Below are 17,792 nucleotides of genomic sequence, written 5' to 3' on the forward strand. Positions count from 1 at the left end.
CTCGGTCAACGACGCGCCCATGTTCGGCTTCTTCCGGCACACGGTCGGCGTCAGCACAGTCACGCGGGACCTTCCACAGATACCCATTCCTCCCACATGGATTAGCGCGGGGCCCGGGGGCGATGGCTTCATTGAAGCGGCTGATGCGGTCTTGATGGCAAGGTCCGAGCCGTCTCAGAAGCCTGCGGCCAACTTAGCCAGCGGGCACACGACTTCGTCTCGGTGAGCGTCGAACGAAGCTGCCGGTTCTGGTGCGAACGGCGTGAGCGGGACATAATCGCCTGGGCGACGCTCAACCGAGCGCCGGAGAATGGATTATGCTGAGTGTGGACGATCTTTTCAAAGGCCGCCACGGCAAGACGCGTAAGAACGTCTCGCTGTTAGCCGAGCGTCGAGGCGGCCTCTCGTCGATGCGCTCGAGAGCTATATGCGCGATCAGGGGTTGCGTCGCAAATTTTGTCTAGGGAGGCGACGCGGGCGTCCGAGAGTGACGCGGCTCACGCCGCGAGGGCATAGAACTGCTGCGCTGGACGCAATTTGCCCCTGGCCTGCAACTGGTCCTTTCGGATCATATGCATGAGTTAGATCCCCGAGAGTGTCGCAGCAGCCGATCGAAATGATTTGAAACCCAGCATCGGCCGCGTCACTCGCTTCACCGCTCGATGGTCCTGCTCGACGATATTATTGAGATATTTGATGCGGCGGATTTCGATGTCCGTTTCATGCTACACATTGTAGCTTTCGATCGCTGCCGTGTTGGTGCCGCTCTTGTCGATCGTGATCTTCTCCGGCGCGCCATGCTGGCCGATCGCCTTCCGCAAGAAGCGCAACGCGGCTTTGCAGTCCCTCTTGGCCGTTAGCAGGAAATCCACCGTCGCGCCTGCCTTGTCGACGGCCCGATACAGATATTTCCAGCAGCCTTTGACTTTCACATAGGTCTCATCGAGACGCCAGCTGGATCCGATCGCGCGCTTGCGAGCACGGAATTGTTTCTCCAGCAAAGGCGCATACTTGACGACCCAGCGGTTGAGCGTGGAATGGTCGACGCCTCGCTCTTCCATCATTTCCTCGAGTTGACGATAGTTCATCGGATACGCCATATACCAGCGGACGCCCCACAGGATCACGTCGCGTTCAAAATGGCTGCCCTTGAAGTCGATCATCGCGCTATTCCGCCTGCTCTCTGCCGACGATCATAGGCCATATCGACCTTCGAAAACATTTGCGACAAAACCCGGCAATCAGCGTCTGACCGGCGCGCTGCGCGATCGCCTCACCCATCATGTCCATATCCTCGAGATGAACGGGGACAGCTATCGGCTCTGACAATCGAAGGCGCGACAACGCATGACCCCCACGCCGATCGACCAGGCGAGCGTCGACGCCGACACGGGCGCAATCCCCTCGTAGGCCCCACGAGAAATTTTCGCCGCCGACAAGCAAAATGGCCCGATCGGGTCCTTTTTCTTGTCGGCGACTGCGCCGAACCGTCGGCCGGAAATCTCTCCGCCGTTGACACACCTTATTTGGCGCACGGCACTAAGTCAGCGGCAGTGCGCTAGATAATGTGAAACGGGGCGTGAAAGCCTGCACAGAGCCTCGCCGATGCAACGGTTTTGCCGATGCACGCGGTTGGCGTGTGGGCGGGAGACATTGCATTTGGATACCGAGAAGCGCTCGGAGAAACGGTTCGGCTCTAGCCTTTCGCCGAGCCTGAACCGCCGATTGGACGCGCTCATGGAGTTGCTCGCGTCCCTCTACTCCGCGCCTGCATCGAGGCGGTCGCTCATCGGCTTTGTGGTGGCAATTTGTGGGGTGTTTTGGCGCTATGCAGCGACGGACGTGCTGGGCGAACGCGTCCTTTACGCGACATTCTATCCGGTGGTGACCATAGCGGCGCTTTTCGGCGGACTGGTCTCCGGTTCTTCGGCGGCCCTCGCAGCGGCCCTGATGGCGCATTTATGGTTCGGCCCTCTTTCCGCCCCGGGCGACTGGCTGGGCTTGGGTATATTCTTGACGAGTTGCGTAATGATCTCCTGCGCAGCCGAAATGCTGCACCGCACATGGAAAAGAATGTCGGAGGCCGAGCTTCGGCAATCCCAGGCGGAGCGGCTCTATCTAATGCGCCAGGAGCGTCTTACCGCTATGGGCGGCATGGCGGCCGCGCTCGCTCACGAACTCAATCAACCGCTCGCCGCCACGGCGATTTACCTCAAGGCGGCGAAACGGCTAGCGATACTGCCGGAGAACCGGCGTTCCGCGTCGGTCGCGGACACGCTGGATCTGGCTACCGAACAGATCATGCGCGCGGGGCAGATCATCAGCCACATGCGGCAATTCGCCGATTTCGGAGAGTCCGACAAGACGATCTGCAGCTTGAACAGACTGGTCGATGAGGCGCTCGACCTCTCGTCAGAGGCGCTAAAGGAGGCCAACGTCGCCGTAACTCTCGAGCTCGGCGCGGAGAAGGACACCGTGCTCGCGGACAGTGTTCAAATAAAGCAAGTTCTGATCAATCTAATACGGAACTCACGCGATGCCATGAACGATTCTGCGAGGCGACAGCTGACCATTTCCACCTCGAACGAAAAGCAGAACTCGATCAGAGTCGATATAGCCGATACCGGCCCGGGTCTGTCGAAGACCATGCAAGGGAAGCTTTTCGAGCCTTTCGCAACGACCAAGGCGAGCGGAATGGGCATCGGCCTGTCGGTGTCTCGCTCGATCATCGAAGCGCATTACGGAAGAATATGGGCCGCGGAAAAGAGCGACTGTGGAGCCGTCTTTAGTTTCGAACTCCCTCTGGTGGAGCCTAACGGGCGATGTCACGTTAACTCGAAGCGGGCGGATTGAAGCCGAGCGAGGCGGTGTTGCACGGAGCTGCGTTGGGACGCCCAAGAGGGATCGCAAAGTCGCCTTGCGTTTCTTGCGCAAGGCGATTGGTCAGCATGGCGCGCCGGCGACGATCACGATCGACAAGAGCGGCGCCAACACTGCGGCGATCGAACGCTACAATGCGGAGCATGAAACGGACATCGAAATCCGCCGCATCAAATATCTCAATAATATCGTCGATCGTAAGCGGTGTTCTGATCCCACCTGTTTTGAGCGAGTTGGGGCGACGATAATCGGAGTGATAGGGGCTCCGACACATGTCGATTTCAGAGCGTAAACATATGTCGGAGCCTGAAGCGGCTTCGACGCGGCGGATCGAGGTCTTCACGGGCGCGGGGCGTCGGAGGACATGGGGCGCGGATCAGAAGGCGGCGATTGTCGCAGAGAGCTTCGCGGAGGGCGCGAGCGTCTGTGAAGTGGCCCGGCGGCACGGTCTGACGCCGCAGCAGCTTTTTACGTGGCGTCGTCAGACGCGCAAAGAGGCCGAGGCTCGCGAGGACGCAGGCGCGCCATTGTTCGTCCCCGCAGTCATGCAAGGACCTGCGCCAGCGCGGCCGGCGAAGCGCAAACGACGCGCCCTGCGCCAGGAAATCGATTCGGCGCCGACGATCGAACTCGAAGTCGATGGCGTCACGGTTCGGGTCGGACGCGGAGCGCAGGCGAAGACCATCACTGCGGTGATCCGGGCGTTGAGAGCCGCCAAATGATCGGTCCGACCGGCGCGGTGCGGGTGATGGTGGCGACGAAGCCCGTCGACTTCCGCAAAGGCGCGGAAGGTCTGGCGGCGTTGGTCCGCGAGACGATGATGGCCGATCCCTTCGACGGCGCGATTTATGTTTTCCGCGCCAAGCGCGCCGACCGCATCAAGCTGATTTTCTGGGACGGCACGGGTGTGTGTCTGTTCGCCAAGCGTCTCGAGGATGGCGAGTTCCGTTGCGGGTATGGCGCAGGCAGTCGAAAAGCTTCCCGAGGATCCGAACGAGCTGAAGGCGATGCTTCTCGCCGAACGCGCGCGCAGCGAGCGCCTCGTTCAGATCATCAAGGAGATGCAACGACACCGCTTCGGGCGGAGCTCTGAGACGCTCCCCGAGGACCAGATGCTGCTCGCGCTCGAAGAGGTCGAGCAGGCAGAGGCTGCCGCGGCGGCGGAAGCGGAAGCCGGCTCTGCGCCGGACCGTGAGAGGGCGGCCAGAAAGCGCCGCACGAACCGTGGCGCCTTGCCAGCGCATCTCCCGCGCATCGAGATCATCGTCGATGTCGACGACAAGTCCTGCCCGTGCTGCAAGGGCGCGCTGCATTCGATCGGCGAAGACGTTTCCGAGCGGCTCGATATTGTGCCGGCGCAGTTCCGTGTTCTGGTGACGCGGCGTCCCAAATACGCCTGCCGCGCCTGCGAGGGCGCCGTCGTGCAGGCGCCGGCCCCGGCGCGGCTGATCGAAGGGGAGCGTGACACCTGTCACGCCGCTGTTTTGGCGCGCCGCTGTCCTTTGCGTGGCGTTCGCTCGCCAATTCCGGCCTCCTGGATCACCAGAGCCGGGTCGCGCGCCAGAATTCTCACCAGCATTCCTGCAGCGCCGGAAGGGGAGCGCTCGCCGCGCTCCCATTTGCGCACGGTTCCCAGCGACGCGCCCGTGACCTTCGCAAATTCTTCCTGCGTCAATCCCGCTTTGAGGCGCGTCTCGGCGATGAAGCTCCGATCGATCTTCAGCTTGTGCGCGCGGGTTCCTGCGCTCGGCTTTCCTTTGGCGTAGGCGAGAGCGTCTTCGAGACCCGAGATCATGCTTTCGAAATCTTTGCCGTCCATCGTCCTATCTCCGGAATTGGGCGCGGATCGCGTCGTGAGCGCCGTCGCCGCTTTGCGCTGTCTGGGATCGAGGTCTGCTTGCACGTTCTTGGCGTAGACCGTGATCAGAAAGCACGGCATGTCGGCGTCGTGAAAAAATGTGATGAGGCGGGCGCCGCCTCGTTTTCCTTTTCCGCCCAGCGGAACGCGGACCTTCCGCATGCCGCCCGTGCCTTGGATCAAATCACCGGCTCGAGGGTCGGCCGCGATCATATCGATGACGGCCGTTCTCTCGGCTTCGCTCATGATCTCCGTCGCGCGCGCCAGATAGGTTTCTGTCTCGACGACGGTGATGAGGGCGGGCGAATTCATAGTCGATGCATACCCCAAAGGGGTAGCCGAATGCAAGGCGCCGGCGGGGCGTGCGGTTCGAAAGTGGGTCCGCCTGGTCACGCCGCTCCCCGGGCGGCGGTCTACTGGTCAGTGCGAAACGACGCCGTGGCCGCCGGGATGGCGGGCCCGAACGAAAACCCGTCCGCCGCTTCGGCGGCGATCGCGGCCGCCGACCTCGGGGTCCGCCCCGCCGTTCTCGAGAGGGCGATGCACGAATATCCGGGCTTCGCCAGCGTCAGTCCACTGATGAACCGCGAAGCCGGTCCAGCGATGAAGCGCGAAAATCCGACGCCTGAATTCGAATTTTGCGGGCTGTCGAGCCATGAAACGCGAACGACATTCGCGATTTCCCGGGCGGCCCCCACCATGTCCGATAAGCGCAGATTATCGGACATCGAATAGACCAGACGAGCGCGGCGGTTATGCCGTGAGTTCGCGTGACAAAGCGCCGCTGCGGGTGACGCTCGGACATGCCCCGATTCGATCCCGCCGAACCGCTCGCTCCCATCGCCGCGCCGCCGCTTCCCGCCCGCAGGCGCCTGGCGCGCGCTCCGCGTCGACGCGGAACCGCCGTCCAGCTCGTTGATAGCCTGCGATTATCCGTCATGGGCGGGGCCGCCGGCGCGCGGCGGCCCCGCGGCCGAGCTCGCCGCCGGCGCGGGGTTGGCGTTGCTCGACCAGATTCAGCGCGCCGCGACGACTTGCGCGTCGGCGTTGCGCTTGCGCGAGGACGAAGCCGCCTCGCGCGACGCCGTGCATCTCGCCGCCGGCGCGGGAGAGACCAGCCCGCGCCGGCGGCCTTCACCGGCTGTCCGTGCCGTCGGCGGCCGGCGTCGCGCTGGCGCGGGAGCTGCCGGCGACACGGCGCGCCGAAGCGGAAATCCTCGCCTGGTGGGTGGCCGATGTGGCGCTCGCCGAGCGCCTGGGATGGGAGCGGCCGCTCGCGCTCGCCGCGACGACGTTCTTGCGCCCGGAGCTGCGCGGCGCTTCGAACCGGGCCCTCGGCCGAGCGAGCCGGAGTTGCCGGACGCGCTGGCCCACGCCGCCGAGTTGGCGCGCCGTTCGGACCGGCTGCGCGCCGTCGCGCCGGAACTGCGCGCCAAAGGCACGGGCCGCGTCGTCGCGCTGCTGCATTCCAACGGCCTGCGTCTGGCCGGATGTTGGGCTCATCTGCGCCGCCGGTTCTGGTCGAGCAGATGAAGCTGCTGTGGGCTGTCGAGGAAGAGGTGCGCAGTCAGCCGCCGCCGGCGCGCCTGGCGGCGCGAAGGGCGACGCCGGGCGACATCGTGCAGGCGTTGTTCGATCTCTGGGAGCGCGAGCTGCCGCGTATCTCCGGCAAATCGAAATTGGCCGAGGCGATCCGCTATTCGCGATATGCTTCGATCCGTTTCGAGCGCTGGTCTCCCCCGCTCGGCGCCGGAGACATCTCGCCCGAGGTCTCGAAGCGCTTGACCCAGCGCACTGCGCTCGGAGTGCTCACCCCGAACCGCGTGGCTGCCGCATTGCGCGACATGCCTTCTTCGACAACAGCCTTCACCACTCGTTCGCGAAGATCATCGGAAAGAGCCATCCCCGCCGCCTCCTTCCGCGGCGGGTAGTTTGAATCAGACGAAGGCCGATTCGGGAATCCCAAAACGATTCATACCGTTCGGAAACCGCTCTAGCCGCTGGTCCAAACCGCGCTCATGAACTAATACCGGGTCTGGACCTTTCCATGGGGCTGGCCGGCTTCCAATCGTGCGGCCTTGTGGCGCGGTCAAGCAGGGCGGGAGGACCTCCAATGGCGTCATTGCCTGATCAATTCTTCACGTGGGCGGCGCTGGGCACTTTAGCAGGTGCTTCCGGCGCGACGTTTATCGTCACGAACACGCTGCGGTCTGCGTTCGATTGGTCGCCGAAATGGTTGGGTCTCGTTGTGGCTCAGGGAATCTGCATCGGCGGAGCCGTGGCGCTGGACAAGCAGGGTTCGGATTACGTCATCGCCGTCTTGAATGGCTGTCTTGTGTATCTTTCCGCAGTGGGTATTTCTAGCACAACCGGCGGTGTCAGTCCGACGGCCGTAGCCCGCGGTGGTGCCATTCGTCCATCAGAGAAACGATTTTTTTCATCCTGGTTCTGACGATACTCCGAGGGGCAAATGGACGTGCGCGCCAACAAGTTTCCTGAGACGATTCAGGTCGCGCTTGTCGGGGTCGGCCAGCCCATCGATGCGGGGTTAGCACCGCTTTCTGCCGTTGAAGGAGAAACGCTACGTCTTAAAGACGTTCTTCTCTCTCCTACCGCCTGCCGCATCTCTGATAACCAGCTTCTGTGTCTAACTGCACCTGAGGAGACGACACGCGAAGGGATAATCTCGGCGCTGCGCAAGTGCTCCTGTAGAGCCGCGGAAGGAGATATTATTTTCTTCTATTTCGCAGGCCATGGCGTCAAATCCAACGGCTCCTTTGCTCTCGTCCCGAGCGATGGGATACTCTCTCGTCCGGAGACCCTCATAACTAGCACCGACCTCGGACTAGCGTTTGCAGGAACATATGCGCGCGGTATACTCATCGTGGCAGATTGCTGCGGCGGATCCGCGATCTATGAAAATGCCCGCGCACTTTTCGGCTACATCGAAAACCGACTAGAGTTCCGCATTCTTTTGAGTTCCTCTAAAGAGGGGGAAAGCTCTTGGGAAATAACTGGCAGAGGATCGCCATTTACTGCGGCACTGATTGAGGCACTGCATGGAAATATGGCAGGTATGGGCGCGCAGGGTGAAATATACTTCACCAGTCTCATGGCCCATGTTGTAGCTCGTGTCGAGGAACTTCTGCAAAGCGAATATGCCGGCCTTCCGCCGCAGCACCCGAGTTTCGACGGCTCCTTCGAAAAGGATCCGCTCCTCTTTGTCAATAGCGACATTGCCATAGGTGGCCTTTTGCTGAAGACGGCGCGCTATTCACCCGAATACGTGCGGCGGCGCGTGTCGAAGGCTGTCGGCACTCTAGCCGCCGCGATCATCATTGTCGTCGTCGGATACTGGACCTGGCTTGATCAGCATTACTTCTTCCGTCTAGATGGCGGTTATGTCACCCTCTATCAGGGTTATCCCAATTTCCCATGGCCGGGAATGCCCCGTCGGCTCTGGCAATTTGGAGTTGACCGCACGCTGCTTTTGCCGGATTCCGCGCTGGCAAACGAGAAAAATCTCGCTTTTGCCAAACTGGATAATGACAACGATATTTTGGAGAAGCTCCGGGGGAGTCTGTCGACAAAAGGGAGGTTCTGGCTCGCGGGTTTATTGGGTCGCGCAGACGAAGCCCGGCAGATTGCCAGAACCGCTCTGGACACCCGCGACTCGACAGTAAATTCTGTCGAGATGTTGAATGCATACGCATACCTGGGAACGCTCAGTGATGAGGACAAGAACAGGTTCGCATCGATCATCAATGACGGTCAAGACCCTTCCCAGGTAGCGATCGCCTTCGCTGCCCTAATCCAATTCGAGCCCGATATCGCGATCAAGGCTCTAAAGGATTCCAAAAATGCTTTTAACCCGAATGTTCTGCTCGGGCTGTCGTCTCTGCAGCCGCCATGCTCCGATACCCTAAGGTCATTCTTATATTACCGCCTCATGAGTAGCGATCAGCCCGACGTCGCCGAATTCGCCATGAGTGGCGCTCTACAGGCGAACTGCCGCTCAGCTGCGATCCCGTTTTTCGTCCGCGCTTCTCGCTCACAGACAAAAACGTTCGGCTATTTCAACCAATTACAATCAGATACTTACAGACGCTTGTTGTCGGCCAGGGTGTTAAGAAGCATCAAGAAGCTGCCGGAGCTTGACTGGAACGACAAGGAGGATGTCAAATGGACTCGAATGGCAATTGAGGAGCTGATGTTCTCTGGCAGCGGACCCTGCGACATTACTCTGATCGATGCCGTGAAGAAAGCTCCACCAAGTTACCAACTCGATGTTTCTGAATATCTCCTCAACAGTTGCTCTGACGTCTACTATGAGATAGTTCCACAGGTTGGCGGGAATGCGGTTGAAATTTTGGTTAAGTCAAGCGAGGATCTGAAGGCGACTGTGTTGTTCGACTTCAACGACGACGATAACCAGCGTGACCGCGTGCTGGATTTCGTGCAGCGTCGCGACAAGATTCACGCAAACGGCTACCTCATTGATGATGTCATCAATGCATATCTGGAAAATTTAGGAAATCGAACGCTGACCAATAACGACGTAGAAAGGGGGACGAATGCGATCAAGTGGGCCGTGCAGCTCAACTACTGGTCCCCTGCGTTGCAGAATCTTCTTTTCCAACCCCAGCAACCGGTTTCCATTCGGAAATGGGTCTTGCTCGCTGCGTTGAGCGCTTCCCCGGAAATGGGAGTAAAGATGCTTCTGCAACGGTTTGATGATTTTGTGATGGATTATGACAACCTAATTAGAATGATCGTCGTTGCCCACCTCCCTTCTGAGCAGATAAAAACAATCCGCTCCTTTTTCCGGCAAAGCGGGGAACACAACCTATACTATGTCGTGATGACGGCTCTTTATGGAGATAGGGACGAAGTTCTCGCTTTGCTCACATCCGTCGATGCAACCGATCGCGGCACTGCATTTGATTTCGTGGCTTTTCGGGACGATTTACCAGCGATCGCCGCCTCGGTGGGCAGCCATCCGCGCGCATTTGATCCCAATATGGCCAACCTTCTCGGAAATCTGAAGGATCAGCAAAAGAATTACGACGCTTGGCTCGCGGGTGTTCCCGACTGGGCGCTCGATTGGCGTATCTACGTCACCTCGCGTCTATATGGTCCCCTCGGGGGGCTGCTACTCAGAAACTACACGGTCTTGAGACAGAGAAAGACGATTGGAATCGAGCGACCATTCAACTCTTGGCTGCTGAAGTTTTCCTGGTAGTCGCCGCCTCAGCACCTTTTTCGGGCGCTATCATAAGCATTACATTGATTGCGACGCAATCATTGTACGCGGCGGCGCAATAATCGGCCAATGAGCGGCGCATGTGCAGCGGCAGGGCGGCGTAAAAGCCGGCCACATTGGAGGCGGACCATTTCCGAAGCGTGATTCGGAAGGGGCGGCCGGGGATGTTTGCGGTGGAGACCTACGCAGCGGTTCGACAATTTGTTTTCATTGAAGGAAGGAGCCGGCGGGAAGCGGCGCGGACATTCGGCCTGAGCTGACGTGCCCCCGAAGTTTCATCCAGCGGCGAGTTGAGTCCCGGCGGTTGATACGCCCGCGGGCGTGGGGTGAGCAACAGGCGATCGGCGGAGCTGGTCGGGGTTGCGCAGCCGATCGCCTGTTGCGGTGAGCGCGGCCGCATAGTCCGCCGGCGTCGCATAGCCGAGGGAAGAGTGCGGGCGCCTGTGGTTATAATCGTGAACCCAAGAGCGAACTTTCTCTCTCGCATGGTCGAGCCCGAAGAACAGCGTCTCGTTGAGCAGCTCGTCCCGCATGCGGCCGTTGAAGCTCTCACAAAAACCGTTCTGCATCGGCTTGCCCGGCATGATGAAGTGCCACTCCACCTTGTTCTCCTCCGACCAGGACAGGACCGCGTTCGAGGTGAACTCGGTCCCATTGTCGGAAGCGATCATGCCGGGCTTGCCGCGCCTTTCGATCAGCGCCGACAGCTCGCGCGCCACCCGCTTGCCGGAGATCGATGTGTCCGGGATCGCCGCCAGGCATTCACGCGTTACGTCGTCGACGATGTTGAGGATGCGGAATCGTTGGCCACTGGCGAGCTGGTCGTGCACGAAGTCGAGAGACCATCGGGCATTCGGCTTCGCCTCGACGACAATCGGCGCCCGTGTTCCCACGGCGCGGCGGCGTGCGCGGCGCTTCCTCACCGTCAGCCCTTCCTCGCGGTAGAGCCGATAGATGCGGTTCTTGCCCGAGAGCTCGCCCCGCTGACGAAGCAAGACGAACAGCCGCCGGTAGCCGAAGCGCCGACGCGCATTGGCGAGATCACGCAGCTCGGCGCGAAGCTCGGCGTCGGCCGGACGCTTCGACGCGTAGCGCGCCGTCTTGCGATCGATCGCGACGATCCGGCAGGCCCGACGTTCCGACAGACCCATGACGGCCCGAAGGTGCGCGACCGCGTCGCGCTTGACGCCGGGCCCTACCATTTTTTTCCCAGAAGCTCACGCATCGCCGCCGCATCGAGCATCTGATCGGCCAAGAGCTTCTTCAGACGCGCGTTTTCCTCCTCCAGCGCCTTCAGTCGCTTGGCCTCGGAAACGTCCATCCCGCCGAATTTGGCCTTCCAATTGTAGAGCGTCGTCTCCGAAATAGCGTATTTGCGCGCGAGGTCCGCCGCCTTCGCGCCGGCTTCCTGCTCCCGCAAAATCCCGATGATCTGCTCTTCCGTGAACCGTTTCTTCTTCATCGTGTCCGTCCTGCAATCGGCCGGACTCTAATCGATGCTGGTGGAATTTTTCAGGGGCACGTCACGCAAAATGCGACCGGCTCGATCTACGCAGGCTCTCACCACGCGCGTTTCAAGGCGGGGTAAAACTCAAGTTCTGACAGAGGGCGAAAAACGAATTCGCCAGATTTTTCACTTCAGATGGCCCTCGAAGGGGTGATACGGGTTCCGGCTGATTGACTCGGCGACGGGGATTCCCGGGGCGAATCGAAGTAGCTAAGCTGTATCGCCATGAATCGCTGGAGGCGGGTCATGGCGACGATAGCTGCGCATTTGAGCGTCGATGCGTTGCGTGAACGGTATGTTTCGAGTTCGAACGCGCGCGAGGCGCGGCATTTCCATGCGATCTGGCTGCTCGCCAAGGGCCACACGCTCGGCGAAGTCGCCGAGATGACATCCTTTGCCCAGCGCTGGATCGAGCAACTCGCGGCGCGCTACAACGCAGAAGGACCGGAGTCTCTCGGCGACTTGCGCCGGCGCAACGGCTCGACGGCGACGGTGTTGAAGCCCGATCTGCTCGCCGAGCTGCGCGTTCGGCTGAACGAGCCCCCCGACGACGGAGGCTTGTGGACGAGCGCGAAAGTCGCGGCTTTTCTCGCGCGCGAATTGGGGCTGGAGAAAGTTGCGGTTCAGCGCGGCTGGGAAGCGCTGAAAGCCTGCGGCATGTCGATCCAGGCTCCACGCCCCAAAAATCCGAAGGTGGCTTCGCCCGAGGAGGCGGCGGCGTTCAAAAAAACCTCGAAGACGCCGTCGCGGAGGAAGCCGCGAAGCATCCAGAGCGATCGGTCGAGGTCTTCGTCAGCGACGAGCACAGGCTCGGCCTGAAACCGGTCACGCGGCGCGTCTGGGCGCCCGTCGGCGAGCGGCCGATCGCGCATGGCCATCATCGCTTCGACTGGCTCTATGTGACCGCCTTCGTCTCGCCGGCGAGCGGCGAGACCTTCTGGTACGTGCACGACGGCGTCTCGAAGCCGTTTTTCGCGGCGCTGCTCGAGACCTTCGCGCGCGAAGCCAAGGCCGGCGTCGATCGCACGATCGTGCTCGTCATCGACAACGCCGGCTGGCACGGCGAGGCTGGTCTGAGCGTGCCGGATGGCGTGCGACTGGTTTTTCTGCCGCCCTATACGCCGGAGCTGCAACCCGCCGAGACCTTATGGGCTCTCGTCGACGAGCCGATCGTCAACAAGCACATCGGAACGATAGAGGAACTCGACGCGATCATCGGCGAAAGATGCGCCGCGCTCGCGAGCGAGCGCGACATCATCAAAAGCCGCGCCGGCTTCCATTGGTGGCCAAAAATCGCCAAGCCGAAGTAATCAGCCGGAAACCGTATGAATTCAATCCCGCTTCAGCTCTCGATCCTGGCTAATTGACAAATACAACCCAATGGGTTACTAGGTTTAATGCAAACTGTGGCGGAAACCCCGACATTCACGCGGCAAGCGGAGAAGCTTTTCGACGAGAACGAAAAGGCCGAACTCATTTCCTTCCTCGCCGACAACCCGCTCAGCGGTGACGTGATCCCTGACACGGGTGGAGTGCGTAAAGTCAGATTTGCGGCTTCTGGAAGAGGCAAACGTGGCGGCGCTCGGGTGGTCTACTATTTTCTCGATGACTCGATCCCGCTTTACGCACTGCTGGTCTACCAGAAGAACGAAAAGGTCGATTTGACTCCCGAGGAAAAGCGGGGCGCCGCGGCGCTCGTGGATGCGATCAAGGCTGCGAGGAAGAAGAGATGACCGCGTTCGGAGAAGACCTGATCCAGTCTCTTGGCGAAGCGCTGGCGCATGTGAAGGGTGAAGGGCCGGCTGTCGTTCACGCTCCCGTAAATCCGCGCGAGGTCCGCAAACTTGCGGGGCTGACGCAGTCAGAGATGGCTCCCCTCATGGGGATGAGCCTATCCGGTTATCGCAAATGGGAGCAGGGTCAGCGTGCGGTCAGCGGCCCAGCCGCCATGTTGCTGCGCGTGATCGCACGGGAGCCGGAAGCCGTCAAAAGGGCGCTTGTGGCATGACGCGCGGCGAATTCTCGGCGGCGCTTTTGTTGTTTTGTCCGTGTTCAAAGCGCCCTAGTTGTCGAGCGGATTTTGATGTCCGATAATTTGAGGGCGGAATAGGCGTTTTCGAGATCCACCGGGCTCGGCCGTTATGCTGGCGAGGAGAGGAAGGCTTCGAATTCGCCGGCACAGCTGGTAACACCGTGATCTCGGCGGGATGGACGCGCGCCCGCCGATGGTCGGCAACAACAGCCGAAGCGAGTGAAAGAAAAGCTCCCGACTGGACCGCTACGGCGGTCCCCTCCCCGTTCCAATCCGCTCGTCGCTTCAGCGTCTCGACCGACGAGTGCCGTCACACGACGGTCTTTTCTCAATGGCTCGGCGCTATCAATTCCTGAAAGCGCGGGTTGCCAACTCGCGAGTGCGGGCCAGTTTAAAAATCACTTCGCTTTTTCTTTCCGCGGTTTCGGCTGATGAAGGCGACGTTTCACGCCGGGCCGCAGCGCGCTCCGCACGTCCTTGTCGACGATCGGGAGATCGAACCACTCCGGGTCGAAATGCCCGCCGCACCAGGTCAGGGTCTCGCGATATTCCGGGTGCTTACGGTCAGAAATGATCCCGAGGAAATTCTCATAGCCGTATCTCCCGCCGACATCCTCCGGCGGGCGGGCCCGAGCGCCAGCGACGCATGTTGCGTGCCTCGGTGAAACCGGGAGCGTGAGCTTGTCTTCGATCTCGACGGTGTGATCCCAACAGTCTCCAAAGTCGTAACGATAGCCGAAGGCAATTCGGTCTTCGCCGGAAAAGTCCGCCAGCCGCACTTCGCGCTCATTGAACACTCGGGGATCCATATCCGACCAGACGTCGTCTTCGATTTCCAAGTCGCCGTAGCGCAACCCGCCGATCCGAAACTCATGGAGATGGTAGTTCCACCAATTGAAGGCGGCCTGAATCGCGAGATGCAATTGGTGAAGGTTCCACGAAAGCGGAACAATGAGGCGTCGCCAAATCGGCGGCGAGACGCCAGCGATTTCAATTCGAACCTGAGCCGCGTTCAATTCTTCAAAGGGCATGACGAACCCGATCTCGCTGTCGATCGACTCTTACATCGCTCGATGCACGCGTTCTAAAGTCTGCTTTGATACCGCCTTTTGATCGCACGACCAACCGCTCGAGAGGCGCTCAGGCGGTGTTGGACCAGAACGAAGTCTTCTTGCCGTGTTTGCCGTGTATCCGGGCCACGAAGGCTTGGTGGGTCTCGTGCTTTCCGAAGTCGCCGATATTTGCGGCCAACCCGGCGCATTCCAGCAAATGGCGCGCCGCGTGCTTGTAGCGGCTGGTTCGACTTTGATCGAGCGCGAATTCGATCATGGCGCGCAGCGCTAGCGTCGCCGCTAATGCGTGTTTCCCGGCCAGGGCTCCTGCGACCGGCGTCAAAATTTCATAGCGATCTCCGTCGAGATCCTGAGAGCGTTGTAGGACGAGTTTCGCCGCCCGATCGAGCGCCGGCCATGACGCCAGAAACCACAGCGCCTGTTGGAAATTGGCGTGGCTTTCGACGATGTCGAGCGCTCTTGTTTCCGCCTCGATATCATCGAAGTCAGGAAGGCGTTTCAAATGCTCGCGCAAATGCCGCTCTGACAGAAAGCGCTCGAAGCACGACCAACGCGCTGCTTGCGCGTCTTCGCTTCGACCCAGCGCCTCGAGCGCCGCGATGCGCGCGTCTTCCCATTCGAACTCAGGGCGGTCGGCGCGCCCGCGCTCCGCGGCTTCCACCATCTGCAGCGCCTCGTCGGCGCGGCCGGCGGCGGTGAGCCGTCGGGAAATTTCCGCCGCGATCTTCGGAAACTTCGTCGCTCGCTTGTCATATTGCGCAACGAAGGCGTCGACGTCGCCCTGCGCGTCGGCAATGTCGCTCAATGCAAACCGGATGACGCTGGCCCGATGGCGGTTCTGGATCTCGTCTTCGAAGATAGGACCGCTCGCCGACCAGCCGATTTTGCGCCTCTCGTGATCCTCGATCCTTTTTATCGGCTCGTTGGACAGCGAGATGAGATGCTGCTTCAAATGCGCGAGACCGGCGCTGCCGAGCGAACCGCTCAACGTGGCGATGAGATGGTCGTATTGTCCATAGTCGTTGGCGAGCAGCGCCTGATAGGTGCGGTCCGCCAACTCCATTGCGTCACAACGCGCGGTCTCGGCCAAGCGAGCGAGATCCTTTGCGCCTCGGTGGAAAATCCCGATGATCGTTCCGCTACTGTCGTCGCAGCGCGCGAACACCGAAGCGGCGAGACCCGTGAAGCTCCACATGAGATCGAGCGCTTCTTTCGGATCGGCGGGTTCGACGTGATCGACGATTGCGCGTCGCTGCGTTTCCAGGTCGTCGACGAGCGCGCGGCGCTTCTGCCAATCGATGAAGGCGCTGGGCCGGGAAATCGAAGCGAGGCGCTTGCGAATTTCTCGTGCGGCGTCGGACGGACCGCGAGCGCCGGCGAGCGCAAGCCGTAAGCGACGCTTTACCGCGGCATCGCCACTGCTGATTTCCATCAACAATTCGGCGAGCCGCTCCGCGCCGAGCGCTTGGAGGTTTTGGGGGGTGAGTGTGTTTTTCGGCGCCATAACGGAGATTATAGCCGAATTGAATTTCGGGAGGCGTCCAACTGTGACCTGGACGGCGCGGGTGGGACGCCCGCAAAATTGAGGCGTCTTAAAGCCTCAGGCCGACCATTTAAGGCGATGCCGGAGTGCTCAAATACGAAGTCTGGATCATACTGCGCCCATGAGCGCTCAGAATTCCCGTAGGTTCCGGCTTGGTCGCTACGGAGAAGCGACTGTCGGCGGCGAAGTCGTGCGCGCCTTCGTTCCCCCTCCCCTGCCGCCGAGCCGGGACATCGATCTCCTGCCCTTTCTCGGTCGCGTCAGCGCCGCGGAGCGAGCGCTCGGCCGGCTCGATGGCGCAGCCGTCCTGCTGCCGCGACAGGAGCTTTTTCTCTACATGTATGTCCGCAAGGAAGCCGTGCTCTCCTCGCAAATCGAGGGCACGCAGTCGACCCTCGCCGATCTCCTTCGGTTCGAGACGGAGGCGTCGTCGGCCCAATCGATCGACGACATCCGGGAAGTCTCGAATTATGTCGACGCGATGATGTACGGGCTCGAACGGCTCGAAGAGTTCCCGCTCTCGCTTCGACTCATTCGTGAACTCCACGCTCGCCTCCTGCAGAGCGGTCGTGGTGAGACGAAAGATCCCGGCGAATTTCGGCGCTCGCAAAATTGGATCGGCGGCACGCGGCCCGGCAACGCGCTGTTCGTGCCCTCGCCCCCCAGTGAGCTCGGCGGCTGTCTCGACGCTTTCGAGCGCTTCATTCACGAAACCGGATCGCAATTGCCGCCGCTGATCAAAGCCGGGCTGCTTCACGTCCAGTTCGAGACCATTCATCCGTTTCTCGACGGGAATGGTCGTGTGGAGCGCCTTCTGGTCACGCTGTTCCTGTGCGCCAATGGCGTGCTGCGGACTCCCCTCCTCTATCTCAGCCTTTATCTGAAAACGCATCGCGCGGACTATTATCGTCTTTTGCAAGAGGTGCGCGAAAATGGCGCTTGGGAGAGCTGGCTCGAATTTTTTCTGGAGGGCGTTGCCGAAACGGCGAATCAGGCCTTCGAAGCAGCCGTGCGGATCGCGGGTCTTTTCACGAGTGACCGGGAGCGGATAGCAGCCGAAAGCGATCGGACGGGGTCCTCACTTCGCATTCACGACTTGCTTCAGCTGCATCCATTCGTCAGCGCGAACGGAGTGTACCGGGTTGAGCGCGCCGACCGTGAATGCTGCGCTGGGCGATCTCGAGCGCCTGGGCATCGTCGCGGAGATTACGGGCCGTCGGCGTGGCGCGTTTTCAGCTACCGTGTTTATCTCGATATTCTCGGCGAAGGAACGGGACGGCTGCGAGGGTGATCTCCGTTTCTCGCGGCATGAACGTGCCGCGTTAAGCGGCTGCTTGCCCGACTCTCTCCCCCGCGCGCTTAGTTGGCGAGGTCACGTGGGGCGCTCCAGTAGGGTTGTCAACGCCCGGCTCGGAGGTGGGTCGGCTTGGCTACATCTGGGCTAGGGTGTCGTTCGTGGGCCGGCTGGCCCCGAGTTAGCCGCGGCTAACTCGGGATCGCTGAAGAAAGAAGTTAGCCGCGGCTAACGATCCCAGCCGTCAGGCCGGCACCCCAATGTGATGTTTGGGATTTGCGCCAACGAATTATTGCGTCACCGAGCTCACATGATTCGTTCAGCTGTTAACGTTTCGTTAGC

At 60.8% G+C, this 17,792-nt stretch carries 16 protein-coding genes and 6 pseudogenes; 16 read left to right on the forward strand and 6 right to left on the reverse strand.

The features are described 5' to 3' along the window. Positions 1-497 precede the first annotated feature (497 nt). Positions 498-1,163 (reverse strand): annotated as a pseudogene (locus tag IY145_RS02055) (IS6 family transposase). A gap of 73 nt (positions 1,164-1,236) precedes the next feature. Here IY145_RS02055 and IY145_RS25235 point away from each other — a divergent pair. The 6 genes and pseudogenes from IY145_RS25235 to IY145_RS02075 form a co-directional block, all read left to right on the forward strand. Then, a pseudogene (locus IY145_RS25235) lies at positions 1,237-1,326 on the forward strand (ATP-binding protein); the annotation flags it as partial. Positions 1,327-1,659: 333 nt separating this feature from the next. Next, positions 1,660-2,853, forward strand: a complete 1,194-nt coding sequence (locus IY145_RS02060) for a sensor histidine kinase (protein WP_196406719.1) — start codon at positions 1,660-1,662, stop codon at positions 2,851-2,853. Further along, entirely contained in the window at positions 2,774-3,172 is a 399-nt protein-coding gene (locus tag IY145_RS25500; protein ID WP_312030540.1) for a DDE-type integrase/transposase/recombinase, read from the forward strand. Before IY145_RS02060 ends, IY145_RS25500 begins: the two co-directional genes overlap by 80 nt. Before the next feature lie 4 nt (positions 3,173-3,176). Then, positions 3,177-3,602 (forward strand): IS66-like element accessory protein TnpA, encoded by a 426-nt coding sequence (gene tnpA / locus IY145_RS02070; RefSeq protein WP_196406720.1) that lies wholly within the window; start codon positions 3,177-3,179, stop codon positions 3,600-3,602. Beyond that, the gene (gene tnpB, locus IY145_RS25505; RefSeq protein WP_246721710.1) at positions 3,599-3,973 is read left to right on the forward strand and encodes an IS66 family insertion sequence element accessory protein TnpB; all 375 of its coding nucleotides are present in this window, start codon (positions 3,599-3,601) and stop codon (positions 3,971-3,973) included. Before tnpA ends, tnpB begins: the two co-directional genes overlap by 4 nt. Next, a pseudogene (locus IY145_RS02075) lies at positions 3,888-4,337 on the forward strand (IS66 family transposase zinc-finger binding domain-containing protein); the annotation flags it as partial. The gene tnpB and the pseudogene IY145_RS02075, both read left to right, overlap by 86 nt. Before the next feature lie 14 nt (positions 4,338-4,351). Here the strand turns inward: IY145_RS02075 and IY145_RS25510 are convergent. Continuing rightward, positions 4,352-5,050 carry a helix-turn-helix domain-containing protein gene (locus IY145_RS25510; protein ID WP_312030541.1) on the reverse strand — a complete coding sequence of 233 codons (699 nt, stop codon included), beginning with the start codon at positions 5,048-5,050 and terminating at the stop codon, positions 4,352-4,354. Between the two features lie 126 nt (positions 5,051-5,176). Here IY145_RS25510 and IY145_RS02090 point away from each other — a divergent pair, with 126 nt between their 5' ends. From IY145_RS02090 to IY145_RS26470, 3 genes and pseudogenes are all read left to right on the forward strand, one after another. Beyond that, the gene (locus IY145_RS02090) at positions 5,177-5,473 is read left to right on the forward strand and encodes a hypothetical protein (RefSeq protein ID WP_196406721.1); all 297 of its coding nucleotides are present in this window, start codon (positions 5,177-5,179) and stop codon (positions 5,471-5,473) included. Positions 5,474-6,091: 618 nt separating this feature from the next. Then, positions 6,092-6,271, forward strand: coding sequence for a DUF1403 family protein (locus IY145_RS26465; RefSeq protein ID WP_210332594.1), 180 nt, complete (start codon positions 6,092-6,094; stop codon positions 6,269-6,271). Next, a pseudogene (locus tag IY145_RS26470) lies at positions 6,268-6,390 on the forward strand (hypothetical protein); the annotation flags it as partial. The gene IY145_RS26465 and the pseudogene IY145_RS26470, both read left to right, overlap by 4 nt. Positions 6,391-6,434: 44 nt before the next feature. Here IY145_RS26470 and IY145_RS26475 read toward each other — a convergent pair. Further along, positions 6,435-6,641: a helix-turn-helix domain-containing protein gene (locus IY145_RS26475; RefSeq protein ID WP_196406723.1), complete on the reverse strand. Its 207-nt coding sequence runs from the start codon at positions 6,639-6,641 to the stop codon at positions 6,435-6,437. A gap of 210 nt (positions 6,642-6,851) precedes the next feature. On the opposite strand from IY145_RS26475, the gene IY145_RS02110 reads away from it, so the two are divergent. Together IY145_RS02110 and IY145_RS02115 are read left to right on the forward strand one after the other, a co-directional pair. Then, on the forward strand, positions 6,852-7,190 hold the full coding sequence (locus IY145_RS02110) for a hypothetical protein (protein WP_196406724.1): 339 nt from the start codon (positions 6,852-6,854) through the stop codon (positions 7,188-7,190). Between the two features lie 18 nt (positions 7,191-7,208). Then, positions 7,209-9,980, forward strand: a complete 2,772-nt coding sequence (locus tag IY145_RS02115; protein WP_196406725.1) for a caspase family protein — start codon at positions 7,209-7,211, stop codon at positions 9,978-9,980. A gap of 296 nt (positions 9,981-10,276) precedes the next feature. Here the strand turns inward: IY145_RS02115 and IY145_RS02120 are convergent. Continuing rightward, a protein-coding gene (locus IY145_RS02120) for an IS3 family transposase (protein ID WP_196406726.1) occupies positions 10,277-11,463 on the reverse strand; the annotation gives its coding sequence in 2 pieces (ribosomal slippage) (positions 10,277-11,211 and positions 11,211-11,463; 1,188 coding nt in all). 429 nt (positions 11,464-11,892) lie between these two features. On the opposite strand from IY145_RS02120, the pseudogene IY145_RS02125 reads away from it, so the two are divergent. The 4 genes and pseudogenes from IY145_RS02125 to IY145_RS02140 all read left to right on the forward strand — a co-directional run. Beyond that, positions 11,893-12,228: pseudogene (locus IY145_RS02125) on the forward strand (winged helix-turn-helix domain-containing protein); the annotation flags it as partial. Beyond that, entirely contained in the window at positions 12,159-12,818 is a 660-nt protein-coding gene (locus IY145_RS25525) for an IS630 family transposase (RefSeq protein WP_246721730.1), read from the forward strand. The pseudogene IY145_RS02125 and the gene IY145_RS25525, both read left to right, overlap by 70 nt. A gap of 87 nt (positions 12,819-12,905) precedes the next feature. After that, complete coding sequence (locus IY145_RS02135) at positions 12,906-13,241, forward strand: type II toxin-antitoxin system RelE/ParE family toxin (RefSeq protein WP_166144108.1); 336 nt, start codon at positions 12,906-12,908, stop codon at positions 13,239-13,241. After that, on the forward strand, positions 13,238-13,516 hold the full coding sequence (locus IY145_RS02140; protein WP_166144049.1) for a DNA-binding transcriptional regulator: 279 nt from the start codon (positions 13,238-13,240) through the stop codon (positions 13,514-13,516). Before IY145_RS02135 ends, IY145_RS02140 begins: the two co-directional genes overlap by 4 nt. A gap of 422 nt (positions 13,517-13,938) precedes the next feature. Here the strand turns inward: IY145_RS02140 and IY145_RS02145 are convergent, their stop codons facing one another. After that, positions 13,939-14,571, reverse strand: coding sequence for a plasmid pRiA4b ORF-3 family protein (locus tag IY145_RS02145; RefSeq protein ID WP_196406728.1), 633 nt, complete (start codon positions 14,569-14,571; stop codon positions 13,939-13,941). Positions 14,572-14,680: 109 nt separating this feature from the next. After that, positions 14,681-16,117, reverse strand: coding sequence for a DUF6880 family protein (locus IY145_RS26480; RefSeq protein ID WP_196406729.1), 1,437 nt, complete (start codon positions 16,115-16,117; stop codon positions 14,681-14,683). Positions 16,118-16,277: 160 nt separating this feature from the next. Here IY145_RS26480 and IY145_RS02155 point away from each other — a divergent pair. Next, positions 16,278-17,447, forward strand: a pseudogene (locus IY145_RS02155) (Fic family protein). The last annotated feature ends 345 nt before the right edge of the window (positions 17,448-17,792 follow it).

It is taken from the genome of Methylosinus sp. H3A, from assembly GCF_015709455.1.
Classification (GTDB): Bacteria; Pseudomonadota; Alphaproteobacteria; order Rhizobiales; family Beijerinckiaceae; genus Methylosinus.